Consider the following 17881-nt stretch of genomic DNA (forward strand, 5'->3'; position numbering starts at 1 on the left):
CTGGTGTCCCGGTTCTGAAATTCGCGTGAGACAAACCGATGACCGATAGTGGAACCGAAGGGAGCTTCGACCTTGTCCTCAAGGGCGGACGCGTGATCGACGAACGCAACGGCGTCGACGCGGTGCTCGACGTCGCGGTGTCGAACGGCCGGATCGCGGCACTGGCCAAGGAACTGCCGGCCGGCGGCGCTGCAGTGCGCGACGTGTCCGGAACGATCGTGGCGCCGGGGCTGATCGACATCCATGCCCATGTCTATCACAAGGCGACCTCGCTCAGCGTCGATCCCGATATCGTAGCGCGGCGCTCGGCGATCACCACGCTGGTCGACGCCGGCAGTGCCGGAGCCGGCAACTATGACGGTTTCCGCGACTATGTCATGGCGCGTTCGCCGCATCGCATCCTCGCCTTCCTCAACATCTCCTTCCCCGGCATCTTCGGCTTCGACAAGGGCCTGTTCATCGGCGAAGCGACACTCAAGGAAATGCTGCCGGTCGACCGCTGCGTGGCCAAAATCGAAGCCAATCGGGATCGCATCGTCGGCGTGAAGGTCCGCATCGGCGGTCCTGCGACAGGCGATCTCGGGCTTGGGGCGCTGGAGCTTGCCCTGGAGGCGGCGGAGGCGACCGGCCTGCCGCTGATGACACATATCGGCGGACCGCCGCCAAGCTATGCCGAGGTCGTATCGAAGCTGAGGCCGGGCGACATCCTCACCCATTGCTACCGTCCGGAACCGAACTCCGCCATCGGTCCTGATGGCAGGGTACTCGCGGAAGTGCTGGCGGCGCGCGAGCGCGGCGTGCTGTTCGACATCGCTCACGGCATGGGTGCGTTCGGCTATGAGACGGCGGAAGCGGCTCTGAAATCGGGCTTTCCGCCCGACCTGATCTCGTCCGACGTCCACGTCATTTCGATCGAAGGTCCGGGCTATGATCTCTTGCACACGATGAGCAAGCTGCTCAATTGCGGGCTTCCGCTGCCCGACGTCATCGGTATGTCGACAAGCCGCCCCGCGCTCGCCATGCGCAGGCCCGATCTCGGGCATCTCGGCTTGGGTGCGGTGGCGGATATCTCGGTTCTCAGCCAGGTCGATTCAAATTTCGTCTTCGAGGATGTGGTCGGCGTGACGCGCGAGGGAACCACGCTGCTCGAGCCCGTCGCCTGCTATGCCGGGGGCGAGGAGATGGAGCTGGCGCCACGGCCCTTCGAGGAGCCGTATATAGTTTCGTGTGCACACGCGCATGTGGATCATTGAGCTAGTCTTAGATCGTCGGATAGAGCAAGACGAGCCCCCATCGTCGGATCGTCTCGTAGGAAACGGCAATCCCGCGCTCGAGCGGCATTTCCTCGACATGGCGTAGGCTCAACGGGAACCGGGCAATAGAGCCAGACAGCGTGAGCCATGATTTCGGCTGGAAAGCGATGGTTCTTGTAGCGGGCAGCTTCAGACATGCCCATGCCTATCGGCATCCATTAACGCAACAACAACGCCGCGCCGGCTCCTACATATATATACATATATATATAAGCGATGTCTTGAATAAGGTCGCGTTCTGCGCGAGCACCTGCGCTCGGTGCATCATGCAGTTATTTAAAAATTACCAAGTATTAAGCATAACTCTTTACCACCTCCGGCAGAACGGCTCGTGGACTGTTTTTCTGTTCGGATTTGGAGTGGGACCGATGAAGTGCACTTCCGCCATTGCCATTGTGGCTTTCAGTCTGATGGCGGGATCAGGAGCGGGTTACGCCGCCGATTTAATTCAAGCCCCTGTCGTTGAACCAGTGCCGGAACCGGTCAATTCCTCCGGCTGGTATATTCGCGGCGATCTTGGCTACAATTTCAAATCCAACACGGATGGCGACTGGAGCTTCTGGAATCAGTTCGATCCGCCCTATCGCGGGATTGATGACAAGCTGCGCTACGATGACTTCAACCTCAAGGCAGGCGCAACCTATGGAGTGGGTGTCGGTTACCGCTTCACCGACATGTTCCGCGCCGATGCGACGCTGGACTTCTTCCGCGCAGGCATCAACGGACGGACCGCCTGTCCGAGCTATGTGAAATCGGCAAAGGGCTTCAATCCCATCGAGGACAACTGCAACTACGAAGATTCCTCGACGGCCAATATCTGGACGGTCATGGCCAACGCTTATATCGACCTGCCACGGGTGGGACCTGTCACTCCCTATCTCGGCGCCGGGCTCGGTGCTGCCTATGTTCAGTACGACGACTGGACATCCCATGAAGTCTGCGCAGGCTGCACCTATTCAAGCGACAAGGACGGGCTGGATAGCTGGCGGTTCGCAATGGCTCTCATGGCGGGCGTCGGCTACGATCTGACCGATCAGCTCAAGCTGGATGTGGGTTACCGCTACATGCGCATCAACGGCGGCAAAGCCTATGGCTTCGACGCGGCCGACCGTAGCACGAACCCCTATGGCAATGCGGAAGGCCCCGGGGCAACCGGAACACAGGCGAACGACAACGGCTTCAACATGCATACGATCCGTACTGGCCTTCGCTACGAATTCCGCTAAGAGCACGAATAATTTACACAACGAGAATCCGGCCCTGCGCCGGGTTCTTGTGGCTACGACTCACGCGACAAAATCGATAGCTTGCCGTTCTGGACGGAGGCTAAACTAAACCTTTGCAGCACCGTTCTCATGTAGGAAACGACCCATGAACCAGATCGACTTGAACGGCCAGACAGCGGTGGTGACAGGCGGCGCGCAAGGCATCGGCTTTGCCATAGCGCAGCGGCTCGTGGCCTCAGGCGCGAATGTGAGCTTGTGGGACCTCAACGCCGAGGTCTTGGAGAAAGCGATCGCGGCACTGGGCGAGAAGGCGTCCGGCAAGCGGGTCGACATTACCGACCTCGACGGTCTGAAAGCTGCCCATGCCCAAGTGGAGGCTGAGGTCGGGCCGGTTTCCATCCTCGTCAATTCCGCCGGGATTGCCGGCAACAATGCCAGCCTCGACGAATACGACCCGGACGAATGGCGCAAGGTGGTGGAGATCAATCTGAACGGCACCTTCTACGTCAACAAGGTGGTGATCCCCTCGATGAAGGCGCGCAACTACGGCCGCATCGTCAACATCTCCTCGGTTGCCGGCAAGGAGGGCAACCCCAACCTTTCCGCCTATTCGGCGGCAAAGGCCGGCGTGATCGGGCTTACCAAGTCGCTGGGCAAGGAACTCGCCAAATACGATATCGCGGTCAACGCCATCACGCCGGCCACGGCCAAGACGCGCATCCTCGAGTCGCTCACCGACGAGTTCATCAACTACATGCTGGTGCGCATCCCGCGTGGACGCTTCCTGGAAGTCGAGGAGGCGGCATCGATGGTTGCCTGGCTGGTATCGAAGGAGAACTCCTTCACCACGGCCTCGGTCTTCGATCTGTCGGGCGGACGCACGACCTATTGATGCGCCATCGATGAAGGCAGTCTTCTCCCCGCCCCGAGCTTGTCGAGGAGGACGAGAGAAAAGTGTCGTCTTTCGACAAGCTCAGGACGCGCATGAGAGGGGGCACCGACGGTCAAATCAATTGGTAGTCCTCTCTCCCCAGGTCCAATTGCTCTGCGGGATGAAAGCCTGGGTCTAGCTAAATGCCGAAGACTCTAGGCGACCCGCCGCGCCTCGCCGGGGTTATTGGGCTCAAACGTCTCGATGTCGTCTATCGCATCCCTCAATGCGCCCTCGATGGTTTGGAGGTCGTAAGCGGCCTGCATGTTCATCCAAAACTGAGCGGTCGTGTCGAAGAACTTTGCCAGCCGAAGAGCCGTATCGGGTGTAACTGGTGTCTGCTCTGCTACGAGACGCTCTATACGCGTCCGCGGTACATGCAGTTTTTTCGCGAGGGTGTAAGGCTTCAGTCCAAGCGGAATGAGGTATTCCTCCCGCAGGATTTCGCCAGGATGGATGGGCGGTGCGAAGTGTGCGCTCATGATCGTAGACCTTGATGACAGAATAACAGGATCGCCAGGACAGACAGAAAGGCGTTCGCACGGTCTTTAGTGATAGTCGGTGATCTCAACATCCTCTGCATGTCCGTCTGTCCACCGAAAGCAGATGCGGAACTGGTCATTGATCCGGATTGAATGCTGTCCAACGCGGTGGGACGCCTTACCCCTTCACGCCGCCTGCGGTGAGGCCGGAGATGATCTTGCGCTGGAAGATCAGCACCAGCACCACGAGCGGCACGGTGACGATCACCGAGGCGGCCATGATGTTGCCCCAGGGGATCTCGAACTGCGAAGCTCCTGAGAGCAATGCGATCGCCACGGGTACGGTCCGCTGCTCGTTGCTGGAGGTGAAGGTGAGGGCGAACAGGAACTCGTTCCACGCCCCGATGAAAGCGAGCAGCCCGGTGGTGACGAGCGCCGGCCACATGAGAGGCAGGAAGACGCGCGTGATGATGATCCAGGGTGTTGCGCCGTCGACAATCGCGGCTTCCTCGATCTCGACCGGCAACTCGCGGACGAAGGTGGTGAGCACCCAGACCGTGAACGGCAGCGTGAAGATCATGTAGGAGAAGATCAGCGCAAAAGGCGAGTTGTAGAGGCCGAAGATCCTCACCAACTCGAAAAGGCCGGCGAGCACTGCCAGCGGCGGGAACATCGATACCGAGAGGATCGTGAAGAGCAGAACCGGGCGGCCGCGGAAGCGGATACGCGCCAGTGCGTAGGCGGCGGTGACACCGAGGAACAGCGAGATGAGAACGACCGCGGCCGAAACGAAGAGCGAGTTCGCCAGATTGCGCAGGAAAGTCCCCGTGGTAAGGACGGTCGCGTAGTTGCTGAGCGAGAACGACGTCGGCCAGTAGTCGACCTGGAAGAGCGCCGTTCCGGATTTCAGGCTGGTGATGACGGCATAGTAGAACGGAAACACGGCAACAACGACAATAATCGCCACGAGGAGGTAGAAGGCCGCGCGCTTGACGATCCACATCATGAGCGGCCTCCGCCCAGATCTACCCGGCCGAGATAGAGGTAGAGGATGGTCAGCAAGGCGATGATGACGAAAAGCAGCGTCGAGGCTGCGGAGCCGTAGGCGAACTTGTCGAACTCGAACAGGTTCTCACGCGCGAAGACGGACATCGACTTGGTCTGCACATTGTTCGGGGTCAGAACGTAGATCAGGTCGAATATCCGCAGGGCATCGAGACCACGGAAGATCACGGCCACCATCACTGCCGGCCGGATGAGCGGCAGGGTTACCTTCCAGAAAACCTTCCAGGGGCTGACACCGTCGAGCTTGGCCACTTCGTAGATTTCCTGGGGAAGCATCTGAAGCGCCGCGAGGATGAGAAGCGCCATGAAGGGCGTCGTTTTCCAGATGTCGACGACAAGCACGGCATACATCGCCGTGTCCGCGCTGGCGGTCCAGGCGATCTTGGTGCTGATGAGACCGAGCCTCAGAAGGATGTCGTTGATGATGCCGAACTGGTCGTTGAGCATCCACGCCCACATCTTGGCCGAGACGATCGTCGGGATCGCCCATGGAATGAGGATCGCTGCGCGCACGATGCCGCGACCGCGGAATTCCGCATTGAGGACGAGCGCGACGATCATGCCGAGGATCGTCTCGCTGGTGACCGAGATCACCGTGAAGCGCGCCGTGTTCCAGACGGAACGCCACCAGACGGGATCGACAAGCAGGCCGTCATAGATGACGCGGCCGCTGGGCATCCTCAGGATCGAGAAATAGTTGGAGAAACCCACCCATCGGGCCGCTTCGATGTCGGTGAGAGAGGCGTCGGTGAAGCTGAAATAGATGGTACGGATGAGCGGCCAGCCGGCGACGGCGGCAAGCACGATGAGCATCGGGGCGAGGAACACCCAGGCGGAACGCGCACGCTGCCGCAACAGCTGCGAGCGGCCGGCAGCCGCGACAGGCCTATCCAGCGTCAGTTCTGCCATGGTGCCTGCTCATCCCCATAACAACCTTAGAGCAAAACGAACGGCGGGCAAGCCCGCCGTTCCTCCGGTCTGCCGTTGCGAGCCAGCCGGTGCAATGAGATCACCAGCCGGCTCCCTGGAGTTTTGTCAAGGAAACCTCCAGGTCGGCGAGGTTGTCAGCGGCCGAGCCTTCGCCGGACAAGGTTTTGTGGACAGCCGTCCAGAACTGGCTCGAAACCTCGTTGTACTTGACCTTAGTCGGGGCCGAGGGGCGCGGCACCGCATTGAGGAAGACTTCCTTCCAGCGTGGAATTATCGGCTGCGCCTTGGCGATCTCGGGATCGTCATAGAGCGCCTGGATAGTCGGAATGTTCGACGTCTTCAGGACGCGGTACTTCTGCATCTCGGGAGAGGCGATCCATTTGACCAGCTCGATCGCTACGTCCGGGTTCTTCGAATATTTCGAGACCGCCAGGTTCCAGCCGCCGAGGGTCGCGGCCGAACGGGCGCCTTCGCCTGAGCCGGCCGGCAAGGGAGCCACGTCGAACTTGCCCTTGATGGGCGAATCCTCGCCGTTTCCGAGAGAATAGGCGTAGGGCCAGTTGCGCATAAAGACGGCGTTACCGGTCTGCCACACGCCGCGCGATTCCTCTTCCTGATAGGCGAGCACACCGGGAGGCGAAATCGTTCCGATCCAGCTCTTGGCCATCTCGAGGGCCTTGGCTGCCTGCGGGTTGTTGACCGAGATCGTGCCGTCCGGCTCGATGATCTGACCGCCGCCGTTCGACTTGATCCATTCGAGCGCGTCGCAGGTCAGCCCTTCATAGGCATTGCCCTGGAAGACGAAGCCCCACATGTCCTTGTTGCCGGCTTCGCGCTCCTTGTCCATGATCATCTTGGCCGTCTTGGCCATCTCGTCCCAGGTCTTCGGGACCTGGGCGCCATACTTGTCGAGGAGGTCCTTGCGGTAATAGAGCGCCGGTGCGTCGGTGAATATGGGCAAGGCGATCAGCTTGCCGTTGACGGTCTGCGATTCGATGATCGACGGGAAATGGGCAGCGACAACGTCCTTGGTCGCCTCGGTCAGGTCGACGAGCTGATTGGAGAGCTGCGGAGCCCAGATGACGTCGGTCTGGTAGACGTCGACGTCGCTGTTTCCGGCAGCAAGCCACAGCTTGTATTGGCCGAACTGATCCGTCGTGGAGGACGGCATCGGGACGATGTTGACCTTGTTGCCGGTCTTCTTTTCGAACTGATCGAGTATCTCGCGAAGGACCTGCAGGCCGTTGCCGGTGTCTCCCGACACTATCGACAGCTGGGCTGCCTGCACGGGTGTGGCGGCCAGCATGGCGCCTGCCGCAAGCGCGAGAAGGGCTTGACGAAACTTCATGACGATGAACCTCCCTTTACATCAGGTCGCGCAGAAGATTGAAAAACCGGCACTTTGGCGCGCCTCCTCTGCAGCGCCGGCGAGCTCTCAACGCCTGTTCACCTCCCTTGATCCGTGACGTGAACGGCAGAATGCGTCATGGGTTCCTGTCCGCGCAAGTGCGTTTGTCAACGAAGTTCCTGGCACTCGACGAGCTCGATGCGGCCTTTGCCTTTGATGTCGACGAAACCCAGCGAGCGACCGCGCGCCCGGTCTCGAATGCGATGCCATGCGCTGCCGCTGGTGACGACCGAGCCGGGATTGGCCTGGGCAGCGATGCGGGCCGCCACGTTCACAGTATCGCCCCATAGGTCGAAAACGAACTGACGCTTTCCGATTATTCCCGCAACGACCGGCCCGAACTGTATGCCGACCCGCACCTCCCACCGGGGTTCCATGTCGCGTGAGGCCGCTACCATGGCCATGCCGCATCTGAGGCTGGTCAGGATCGGATCGGGAATGGGTTCGAACAACCCGGCCGTCGCCATGAAGGCATCGCCGCTGGTCTTGATCTTCTCCATCCGGTGCCGTGCCACAATGAGCTCGTATTCGCCGACGAGCGCCTGAAGATGATCAACCACCTTCTCCGGCGGGTTCTCGTCACAGTAGGAGGTGAAGCCCACAATATCGCAGAACAGCACCGCGACTTCGTTGTAGCGGCGCGGATGGACCTCGTTTTCCGCCTTGAGTTCGCGAACCGCGCCGGGAGGCAGCATGGCGTGCAGCAGTTCGTCAGCGCGATGCCTTTCGTTCTCGACCTGCTGGAGGTAAACCGCTTCCTGGTCGCGCAGCCGCTTTCTTTCCAGACAGGCGGCGACCCGGGCTCTCAGCAGCACCGCGTTGAAGGGCTTGGGCAGATACTCGTCAGCACCGAGGCTGATGCAGCGCGCCACGCTGTCGATTTCCTCGACCCCTGAAATCATGATGACCGGGATGTTGCGCAGGGTCGTGTCGGCTTTGATGTGCTCGAGCACCTCGTAGCCACTCAGCTCCGGCAAGGTGAGATCGAGGAGGACGAGATCGAACGGCCGGGTGGCAAGCAGATCGAGTGCCTCGCGACCGTTCCTGGCCGAGGCTACGCCGTCATAGCCCTCGCGCTTCAGGAGTTCGCACAGCGTGAAGCGGAAATCCTCGTTGTCATCGACGATGAGCAGGGCGGGTTCGTTGGTACTCATAGGATCGGCGCCTTGACCGGATTGTACAAGCTGAGGCGCTGAGTGTCGTCAGCATTTGTCGACCGCGTTATCCCGTTCGGTCAGAGGAACGCTGCGCATTTGGTGGCCGCTGCCTGGCAGCGGCGTTTCGCGCGGGCAGTTTTATTGGCTTTTCCGCAGAAGAGCAGCGGCAGTTTCGCACGAGCGGAAGAAAGCAAACTGTTGCCGGCGCTTCTACGTCTCAACAGTCGGGCGCTCCAATTCGGTGGAGCGCCCGACTGCGCCGTCGACGTCGCCCAGTTCCGTCGTTTGCCGCAGCTTCTTGTCGCAAACCGTGGGGCGCTTTTGCGGGAGCTGCTCAGAACAGAAGGAGAGCTGGTTGCAACGTCGTGGCACCCTGGATGACGATATTGTTGCCTGAGCCGCCATCGAGGGTGTCCTGTCCGGGTCCGCCGATCAGCACGTCGTCTCCGGCGCCGCCGAGGAGAAGGTCTGCGCCGGCGCTGCCGATCAGCACGTCGGCACCGTCGCCGCCGTCGGCAGTCAAGAGAATGCCTCTCAGGCCGGAAGCGTCGATCACGTCGTTTCCGCCAAGCCCGTTGATGACGAGCCGGTCATTGGCGTCGAAGTTGGTGATCACGACGTCTGCGCCGAGACCGTGCACGGTGATCACGCCGTTATCATTCGTGACGGTGATCGTGTCGTCACCATTGGTGGCATCGATGACGATCGTATCCGCCTGGCCGTCGCCTGCTGTTCCACCGATTGTGCCGGCGAGATTCACGGCGACGCGCTGAATGTCAGTGCCGCTCAGGTCGTGAACATGGATGTTGTCGGCTCCGCCGAGCGCATTGAATGTGACGTGTTCGACGTCGTTCAGGTCCATATTGACGTTCGCGACATCGCGGAAGAAGCGCACGCGTCCGCCATTTGCCGAGATATCGATGTTCTCGGCGATGTTGGCGCCATTGAACTGCATGGTGTCGATCCCGGCCTGGCCTTCGAGCGTGTCGTTGTCGTCGCCGGGATTCCAGATGAAGGTGTCGTTGCCGGCACCCATGAGCGCGACGTCATTGCCGTCGCCGCCGCTGAAGAAGTCGTTGCCTGACCCGCCGATGAGGACATCGTTGCCGAGGCCCCCGTTCAGCGTGAGCGCATGACGCGAACCGGAGCCGTCTATCGTGTCGGCGCCGCTCTGGCCGTTCACGATGATCGAGTCGATGGATTCCAGCGCCGCTATCTTGGTCGTCGAGGCGAGGCCGCTGATGGTTGCCGAGGTTCCCGATGTGACGATCTTGATCGTCTCATCCAAATTCGAACCGAAGACGGTCACTCTGTCGGCCTCACCGTCCCCTGCTAAACCGCCGATCGTGGAGGCCAGATTGATGTTCACCTGCATGACACCGGTTCCGGTCATGTCCCCGACGACGACATTGTCGGCGCCGCCGAGCGCCCCGAAGTCGATCCGCTCGACGCCGTTCAGATCCATCGTCACGTTCGCGACATCCCGGGTGAGGAACGCCCGCCCGCCATTGGCGAAGATATTGACGTTCTCGCTGATATTCGCGCCGTTGAACAGCAGTGTGTCGAAGCCGTCCTGACCTTCGACGATGTCGTTGCCGTCGCCCGGATCCCATTGGAAGGTGTCGTTGCCTGCACCGAGGAAGGCAACGTCGTTTCCGCCGTCGCCGAGGACGAAATCATTGCCGTCGCCGCCGATGAGGACGTCGGCGCCCTGGCTGCCACGGATGGTGTCGTTGCCGGCGCCGCCGTCGATCGTGAGCTTGACGACGCCGGCCGGCAAGGTCGTGGCGGTGATGCTGTCGTTGCCGCCGAGGCCATTGACGACCAGCCTGTCGTTGGCGCCTTCCGCGTTCGCGATCGTTACTTGTGCGGAGAGGCCGACAACAGTCGCGGAAGTCCCGGAGCCGAGCACGTTGATCACGTTGCCGCCGTTCGTCCCGTTGACTATGACGGTATCGGTCTGCGCATCGCCGGAAGTTCCGCCCAGCATTCCTGCGAGATTCACATTGACCTGCCTGACGTCCGTGCCGGAGAGATCGTTGACGACGATCCTGTCAGCGCCACCGAGGGTATTGACATTGACGTGCTCGACGTCATTCAGGTCCATCACGATATTGGCGACATCGCGCGTGAAGCGTATGCGGCCGCCATTTGCCGAAATGTCCAAATTCTCTGCGACATTGGCACCGTTGAAGAGCAGGCTGTCGACGCCGGCCTGGCCTTCTATGATGTCGTTGCCGTCGCCCGGATCCCATTGGGCGACATCGTTGCCGGCTCCCATAAACACGCTGTCGTTGCCTTGATTGCCGTCGATGAAGTCATTGCCGTCGCCGCCGAGCAGGAGGTCGGCGCCGTTGCCGCCGAGGATGGTGTCGTTTCCCGCGCCGCCGTCGACAGTGATCTTGATGAGTGCACCCAGATTGCCCGTTGCCGAAAACCTGTCATCGCCACCATTCATGTTGAGCACGAGATTCTCGGTCGTGCCGATATCGAGGCTGAAGGCCGCCGGATCGAGGCGATCGAAGCGCACCCGCGCGCCATTGGCCGTAGCGGTGAAGACTTCCGCGCCGTTGCCGCCATTGACCTCGGCCGTATCGACCCCGTCGCCGCCTTCCATCAGGTCGCTGTCGTCACCGGGATTCCAGACGATTCGATCGTTTCCGGCCTCGCCGAACATCTGATCGTTACCGTCTCCCCCGGTGAGCGTGTCGTTGCCGGCACCACCGAAGAGGAGGTCAGCGCCGTCCTTGCCGATCAGCGTGTCGTTATCGGCCTGACCGAACAGCATGTCGCCTCCCGAGCCGCCGGTCATGACGTCATTGCCATCACCGCCGAACAGGTTGGCGGCGGGTAGCGGGCCATTCGCTTCGTCGAGCGTGAGGAAGTCGTTGCCGGCGAAGCCGAAGGCCTGGATCAGAATCGTATTGGCTACGGTTGGCATGCCCCCCAGGATTGGTATCAGGCCGCCATTGGCGAGTATCGTGCCGGCCGCATTGCGGCTGATCGTCAGGTTGTTGGCGGTGGCGTCCGCAATGAATGTGAGGACGCCCGCACCCGGGGAGAAGGTACCCGTAATTGCCATTGCTTCGTTCCTTCGATGGGGCGCAGTCGCGCCGCCGTGAGCTGATCAAAGTCCCGGGGAGTGCTTCAATGAGGATGGAAACATCCCAGAAGCTGCCCCACCGGTACGGCCAAGGCTTACGCGTGCCGCGTTTCGGCTGTTTTTCCGGAACGGCAGGGAAATGTTTCATTTGTTTCGTGCTTCGAGCCCGCTAAGTTCGGCGTGCGGAAACAATCGACACCAGAACAGTGCCGGCGGCGAAGCTGGCCAAGCTGGACTGCGACCCGAACCAGAAGGATGCAGCAGGTGAAGACGATCCTCATCACAGGCGCAAGCCGCGGCATCGGACGCGCCGCGGCCATTCTTGCTGGGCAAAAGGGCTGGTCCGTCGCCGTAGGCTACCTTGCCGACAGGACCGCTGCGGAAGCAGCCGTCGCCGCAGTCACCGAGGCCGGCGGTAAGGCCATTGCGGTCCAGGGCGACGTGGCGGTCGAGCCGGATGTGGTCTCGATGTTCAGCGAGGCCGCGACTTTGGGTCCGCTCGATGGGGTCGTCATCAATGCCGGTGTGGCGCTCGGACCTCCACTTCCGCTTGCCGAAATAGGGGTCGATCGTCTCCGCAAGGTCTTCGACACAAACGTGCTCGGAGCGTACCTTTGCGCGAGGGAAGCGGCGCGCCGGCTCTCCACGAGGCTGGGCGGCCATGGCGGCTCGATTGTGCTGATCTCATCAGCTGTAACGCGGCTTGGCGGGCCGTCCGAATTCGTCGACTACGCCGGATCAAAGGGGGCGATTGATACGCTGACGATCGGCCTCGCCAAGGAACTGGGCGGAGAGGGCGTTCGGGTCAACGCGGTGCGCCCGGGCATCATCGAGACAGAGATCCATGCGACCGGGGGACAGCCCGACAAGGCCCGTCGGGTCGGCGCCAACACCCCGCTCGGGCGGGCCGGCGAGGCAGGGGAGGTCGCAGAAGCGATCCTGTGGCTCCTTGGGGACAGGGCATCCTATGTGACCGGTGCGATCCTTGACGTCTCCGGGGGAAGGTGAAGCGCTGCTGATCGCCCGGCGCGGCAGCGCGCCACAGCAGCCCGATCACAGCTTCAGCGCATCCGATCCGGAGAGGTCCGATCGGCATGTGAGCGAAATTCTTCATAGTCCTGGCACATCCGATCCGGACAGGTCCGGTAGACGTGTGCGCGAATTTGAGACCGTGAAATGCCCATGTCCTTGAGCATGCAGTCGTCCAGTCTGGCAAGCGCACGCGCCGCGCTGCGATTTTGCAGGTACACCCAATAGGTTTTGAGGAGTTGCCGGATCTTTCCCGGCAAGGACGATTGGCGACGGTTCGAAGAGTGCATCGAGACGGTGGACATTGCCACACCTCCTTTGAGGAGACGCCGGAGAACGACGACAGCGCCGATCTAGAGCACTCCCGTTTCATCAGCTTTTCTGAACTCGGGAGAAAATGTTTCTTTTGTTTCAGACGCTTCTCCGGCGGCCCGGCACTTGCCCGATGTGAATTTTGGAAATGTGGCACCGGCAGCCCGCGCAGGTACAGTTTCGATACTTTCGGTGACAGGGAAGAAGTGCTTTGCTTGAGCGTTCTCTCGTCAAATGTTGCAGGTGCAACGGAAATTGAAACACAAGCGGCAACTCCCTGACTTCGTCTCGAAACAAAGGACCGGTACTGACGGCAGCATCACACGGCCGTGACGAGAAAGATCGGGGGGCGACAGACCGGATTGGGCCGCCGGGAGGAAGAGCGCATATGCACATACATGACCCGACAGTTCATAGTCGGACGGGTTACGCGCTGTTCGACGATCGCGATGTGCTCGTGGATGCCAATGCCGAAATATTCGGAGGAAGCGCTCCGTCTCGCGATGAAGCGGCGCGCATGGATCTTATTGCCGCCATCGCCAGGATTCTCCCAACCTTCGCGCGGTTCGACAATCTGGCCGTCGAACCGACCGAGGAGTTTGCGCAGCGCGTGGCAGAGCGCTGGAGACAAGGCAACGTACTGCCGGTCGAGGCTGAGACCGTCTGCGGGGGCTGGCGGCTACTGACCAGCCATCCGCGGCTCGGCGGCGGCCTCGCGCTGGTCAGCGCTGACATAACCGAGATGAAGCGCGCCCAGATCGCCCATCTGGAGAATGCGGAGATATTTCGTTGCATCACCGACAGTCATCCACTGCCGGTCTGGGTCGTCGATGAGGAGAGCAGGCAGATCCTTTACGAGAGCCTGGACGCCTCCAACATGCTTGGCCGCAAGTGGCTCCCACAGGAGCGGCAATACATAACCAATCATTTCGTGAATGCCGGCGATTTCGAGGAGATCAGGCTGCTTGCCGGCACGCGTGAGATCCTGCGCGATCACGAAGTCCAGCTTAGGCGTACCGACGGATCGACCGTCTGGTGTTCAACCAATTGCCGCCGCGGCATCTATCGCGGACGTCCCTCCCTCATCATCGGCGTGCTCGACATCACGGAACGCAAACAGCGCGAAGACCTGTTCGGCTTCCTCATCAAGCATCATCCGCTTCCCGTCTGGATGAGCGACGCAAGCTCCGGTGAAGTCATCTGTCAGAGCGAGTCGGCCAAACGGCTGTTCGGGCTCTCCAAGGAAGACGATGGCAGCGCCCCGACGCTCGCCGATCATTTCGTCGATCTCACCCGATATGCCGAGATCGGCCGGGAGCTGAAGCGCAACGGTGCGGTGGAGAATTGCGAGGCGCTTCTCAAGCGAGTGGATGGCGGCGAATTCTGGGCCAACGGAAATCTGTGCGTCGTCGAATTCCAGGGCCGGCAAGTGGTGCTTGCCGGCATTGCCGACGTAACCAAGCAGAAGAAGCGCGACGAAGAAATCGCGCTTGCGCGGGAGATGCTGGCAAGCGCGCTCGAGTCGCTGTCGGAGGGTTTTGCCCTCTACGACGAAGACAATCGGCTGGTCATGTGCAACCGGCTTTACCGCGAGATGAACGGTCCGGTGGCCGAGCTCATCGAGCCGGGCATGAAATGGACCGACATGCTTCGCGAAGCGGTGCGGCGGGGCATGTATCTGGACGCGGTCGGCCGTGAGGAGGAGTGGCTGAACGACCGTATCCGCAACCGAACTAAGTTCCAAAGCCACTACGAGGCCGATCTCGGCAACGGTATATGGCATTCGGTGTCGATGCATCGCACCGACCTTGGCGGTTTCGTCGTGACGCGGGCAGACATCAGCGAGCGCAAGAAGGCCGAAGCCGCCGAACGCGAAGCCACGGCCCTGCTGCAGAAGGTGCTGGATGCATGCCCGACGCCGATACGGATGTCATCGGTCGACGGGGAAACGATCTACCGGAACCCCGCCAGCAGGCAGCTATATGGCGACCGTCCGGAGCTGATCGACTATTACGTCGATCCGGATGACCGCGAGACGCTGATCGAGACGCTGCTGGACAAGGGCCGGATCGACGATTTTCGCGTGAGGCAGTACCGTTCCGACAACAGCATCTTCCGAGGTTCGATTTCGGCACGGCTGATCGAATTCCACGGACGGCAGGTGATCGTTTCGAACACGACCGATATCACCGACATGATCGCTGCTCAGGAGCAAAGCCGACAGTCAAACGAGCGATTGATCGACGCCATCGAGTCGCTCGCAGAGGGGTTTGCCCTCTACGACAAGGACGATTGCCTGGTGATGGCCAACAGCCGCTACCGGAAGATGCATGCGATAAGCGCGGACGTCCTGAAGCCAGGCGTGAATTGGTTCGAATTCCTTCGGGTGGCCGCAGAACGCAACCAGTTTCCCGTGGCTCCCGACCGGATCGACGAATGGTTGGCCGAGCGGGCAAAAGACCGGCGCGAGTTCCGCCAACAGGAATTCCAGCACACGGACGGCGGCTGGTTCTTCGTCTCGAACTGCCCGACGAGAGAAGGGGGGTTCGTCGTCACCCGCGTCGACATCACCGAGCGCAAACGGGCCGAGTTGGCGGCCAAAGAAGCCGACGAGATGGTTCGCAAGGTTCTCGAAGCCTGCCCGGTCAGCATTCAGATGACCGGCGCGAGTGACGGCAGGCTGCTCTATCGCAGCCCAGCCTCCGTCGAATTGCTTGGCGAGGCGGAAAGCGCCCTGGATTATTACGTCAACCTGCAGGATAGGGAGCGGTACATACGGCAGTTGCTGAAGGACGGCTCGGTCGATGACCTGAAGGTGCAACTCCGTCGCAGGAACGGCGAAGCCTTCTGGTGCTCGATGTCTTCCAGGCTGATCGACTTTCACGGGGAGGAAGTCATCGTCGCCTATGTCTACGATCTGACGGACCAGATCAGGATGCAGCAGGAGCTGGAGCTTCAGCGTGAGACGCTGCATCAGAACGAAAAAATGTCGGCCCTTGGCGGCCTGCTGGCCGGCGTCGCGCATGAGCTGAACAACCCGCTTTCGGTGGTGCTGGGGCTCTCCTTGATGCTGAAGGAGAGCGCCACGGACGCGAAGTCCGCCGAGCGTGCCGGCAAGATCGGCAAGGCAGCCGAACGTTGCGCTCGTATAGTCAAGACTTTTCTGGCGATGGCGAGGCAGCAGCCGGCACGGACGTCTAACGTCACCATCGATGAAGTGATTGCAGCCGCAGTCGAGGTTGCAGGATATTCCGTCCGCTCGTCGGACATCGAGCTCGCGATCGAGCTCGAGCCGGACCTTCCGCCGATCTGGGCAGACCCCGATCAGCTCAGCCAGGTGTTGATCAACCTCATCGTCAATGCGGAGCAGGCGCTGCATGGCTGGGATGGGCCGAGGAAGATAAGCGTCACGGCCCGGCTCCATGCGAACAGCGAGAGCGTCGTCGTCGAGGTTTCCGACAGCGGTCCCGGAATCCCCCGGGATATCCTGCCGCGCATCTTCGAACCTTTCTTCACCACGAAGGGCGTCGGCGAGGGGACCGGGATAGGCCTGTCCTTCTGTCACCGTGTCGTGCAGTCACACGGCGGTACCATTCAGGTAGAAGCGACGGAGGGCCGCGGCTCGACATTCGTCGTTTCCTTGCCCGCGTCCCACTGCCTCGACCAGAGCGCCGGTCCAATCGAGGAGACCGAGGCACCCGCGAGATTCGACAACCTCGCCTGTCTGGTCGTCGAGGATGAGACGGAAGTGCGGGAACTGATCGCCGATGTACTGCGGCGGGATGGCTTCCAGGTCGTCGTTGCCGGATCCGGCGAGGAGGCGCTGAGGCAGATCAACAGCAGGAACTTCGCGCTAATCCTGAGCGACCTCAAGATGCCCAACATGGATGGCCGCCATCTCTTCAATCACATTTCGGATCGCCATCCGGCAAAAGTTGAGAGGCTCGCCTTCCTTACAGGGGACACGATCAGTCCGGATGCCCAGGTCTTCCTGCGCGCAACGAAACGCCCGTATCTCGAAAAACCGGTCAAGCCGACGGACCTCAGGGCCTTCGTTTCGAAGCTCGTCAACAAAGCCGCTTGAGAGGGACGCATGTTGATTTGCCGGCCCTTGCGGCGAGGTTTATCTTTTCAGGTTAGTCACTTGCCGAACACAGCTTTGACCGCCATTGCGCATATCGTCGTTTGCGATGACGAGCCGGATATACGGGACACGGTCTCGGAATATCTGCAGGGCAAGGGCTATGCCGTGACCACGGCCGATGGGGGCCTCGCGCTCCGCAGGATCGTCGACAGCGAGCATGTCGACGTGGTCATACTCGACATAAAGATGCCAGGCGAAGACGGCTTGTCACTGGCGCGTTACCTGCATGAGCATTCCAAGGTCGCGATCATCATGCTGACGGGTTCGGCGGAGGTCGTGGATCGGGTAGTCGGGCTGGAGATCGGTGCGGACGACTATGTCGGCAAACCGGTGGACCTCAGAGAACTGCTTGCCCGCGTGAAGGCGGTGCTGCGCCGGACCTCAGGACAGTCCGCACCATGGGGAGAGGTCACGCCCGGGCGCTCGCTGCAATTCGGAACCTGTCGCTTCTTTCCCGAGACGCACAAGCTGTACAACGCCCAAGGGGAGGAGGTCGCGATTACGCCGATGGAATCCCAGCTCCTGACCGTCTTCGCCGAGCATCGCGGACGAATCCTCAATCGCGACCAGCTGCTCGAGCTCGCTCACGACCGGGGATGGGAGCCCTTCGACCGAAGCATCGACATCCGCATCTCTCGCCTGCGCAAGAAGATCGAGCCCAATGCGACCAAGCCCGAGGTGATCAAGACGGTGCGCGGGGTGGGATACGTGTATTCGTAGGGTGCATCGATTTCGGGGCGCGCTCTCCTCCTACAGGCGAGACGGATAAGCCTGTGCGCGT

Annotated in this window: 13 protein-coding genes and 2 pseudogenes; 6 read left to right on the forward strand and 9 right to left on the reverse strand. The window is 61.0% G+C overall.

The window, feature by feature from the left end; all coding sequences use genetic code 11:
- Positions 1–38: 38 nt before the first annotated feature.
- Positions 39–1253 (forward strand): amidohydrolase/deacetylase family metallohydrolase, encoded by a 1215-nt coding sequence (locus SAZ10_RS11980; RefSeq protein ID WP_318609441.1) that lies wholly within the window; start codon positions 39–41, stop codon positions 1251–1253.
- Positions 1254–1290: 37 nt separating this feature from the next.
- Here SAZ10_RS11980 and SAZ10_RS11985 read toward each other — a convergent pair.
- A pseudogene (locus SAZ10_RS11985) lies at positions 1291–1441 on the reverse strand (IS6 family transposase); the annotation flags it as partial.
- 240 nt (positions 1442–1681) lie between these two features.
- Between SAZ10_RS11985 and SAZ10_RS11990 the strand changes: the two are divergent.
- Together SAZ10_RS11990 and SAZ10_RS11995 are read left to right on the forward strand one after the other, a co-directional pair.
- On the forward strand, positions 1682–2539 hold the full coding sequence (locus tag SAZ10_RS11990; RefSeq protein ID WP_318609648.1) for an outer membrane protein: 858 nt from the start codon (positions 1682–1684) through the stop codon (positions 2537–2539).
- Between the two features lie 145 nt (positions 2540–2684).
- Positions 2685–3431: an SDR family NAD(P)-dependent oxidoreductase gene (locus SAZ10_RS11995; protein WP_318609442.1), complete on the forward strand. Its 747-nt coding sequence runs from the start codon at positions 2685–2687 to the stop codon at positions 3429–3431.
- A gap of 194 nt (positions 3432–3625) precedes the next feature.
- On the opposite strand, the gene SAZ10_RS12000 is transcribed toward SAZ10_RS11995, so the two are convergent.
- The 7 genes and pseudogenes from SAZ10_RS12000 to SAZ10_RS12030 all read right to left on the reverse strand — a co-directional run bounded on the left by SAZ10_RS12000 (position 3626) and on the right by SAZ10_RS12030 (position 11594).
- Positions 3626–3952, reverse strand: a complete 327-nt coding sequence (locus SAZ10_RS12000) for a HigA family addiction module antitoxin (RefSeq protein WP_318609443.1) — start codon at positions 3950–3952, stop codon at positions 3626–3628.
- A gap of 66 nt (positions 3953–4018) precedes the next feature.
- Positions 4019–4123 (reverse strand): annotated as a pseudogene (locus SAZ10_RS12005) (type II toxin-antitoxin system RelE/ParE family toxin); the annotation flags it as partial.
- 7 nt (positions 4124–4130) lie between these two features.
- Positions 4131–4958, reverse strand: coding sequence for a carbohydrate ABC transporter permease (locus SAZ10_RS12010; protein ID WP_318609444.1), 828 nt, complete (start codon positions 4956–4958; stop codon positions 4131–4133).
- Positions 4955–5926, reverse strand: coding sequence for a sugar ABC transporter permease (locus tag SAZ10_RS12015; RefSeq protein ID WP_318609445.1), 972 nt, complete (start codon positions 5924–5926; stop codon positions 4955–4957). Before SAZ10_RS12015 ends, SAZ10_RS12010 begins: the two co-directional genes overlap by 4 nt.
- A gap of 100 nt (positions 5927–6026) precedes the next feature.
- Entirely contained in the window at positions 6027–7295 is a 1269-nt protein-coding gene (locus SAZ10_RS12020) for an ABC transporter substrate-binding protein (protein WP_318609446.1), read from the reverse strand.
- Between the two features lie 167 nt (positions 7296–7462).
- Positions 7463–8509: an adenylate/guanylate cyclase domain-containing response regulator gene (locus SAZ10_RS12025; protein ID WP_318609447.1), complete on the reverse strand. Its 1047-nt coding sequence runs from the start codon at positions 8507–8509 to the stop codon at positions 7463–7465.
- Positions 8510–8846: 337 nt separating this feature from the next.
- Entirely contained in the window at positions 8847–11594 is a 2748-nt protein-coding gene (locus SAZ10_RS12030; protein ID WP_318609448.1) for a calcium-binding protein, read from the reverse strand.
- A gap of 276 nt (positions 11595–11870) precedes the next feature.
- On the opposite strand from SAZ10_RS12030, the gene SAZ10_RS12035 reads away from it, so the two are divergent.
- Positions 11871–12623 (forward strand): SDR family oxidoreductase, encoded by a 753-nt coding sequence (locus SAZ10_RS12035; protein ID WP_318609449.1) that lies wholly within the window; start codon positions 11871–11873, stop codon positions 12621–12623.
- Between the two features lie 53 nt (positions 12624–12676).
- Here SAZ10_RS12035 and SAZ10_RS12040 read toward each other — a convergent pair whose 3' ends face one another.
- Positions 12677–12949 carry a DUF1127 domain-containing protein gene (locus tag SAZ10_RS12040; RefSeq protein WP_318609450.1) on the reverse strand — a complete coding sequence of 91 codons (273 nt, stop codon included), beginning with the start codon at positions 12947–12949 and terminating at the stop codon, positions 12677–12679.
- Positions 12950–13344: 395 nt separating this feature from the next.
- On the opposite strand from SAZ10_RS12040, the gene SAZ10_RS12045 reads away from it, so the two are divergent.
- Together SAZ10_RS12045 and SAZ10_RS12050 are read left to right on the forward strand one after the other, a co-directional pair.
- Positions 13345–17040 (forward strand): PAS-domain containing protein, encoded by a 3696-nt coding sequence (locus tag SAZ10_RS12045; protein ID WP_318609451.1) that lies wholly within the window; start codon positions 13345–13347, stop codon positions 17038–17040.
- Between the two features lie 60 nt (positions 17041–17100).
- Positions 17101–17820 (forward strand): response regulator transcription factor, encoded by a 720-nt coding sequence (locus SAZ10_RS12050; protein ID WP_318609452.1) that lies wholly within the window; start codon positions 17101–17103, stop codon positions 17818–17820.
- Positions 17821–17881: the final 61 nt, after the last annotated feature.

It is taken from the genome of Mesorhizobium sp. BAC0120 (genome assembly GCF_033542235.1).
Classification (GTDB): domain Bacteria; phylum Pseudomonadota; class Alphaproteobacteria; order Rhizobiales; family Rhizobiaceae; genus JAWRCU01.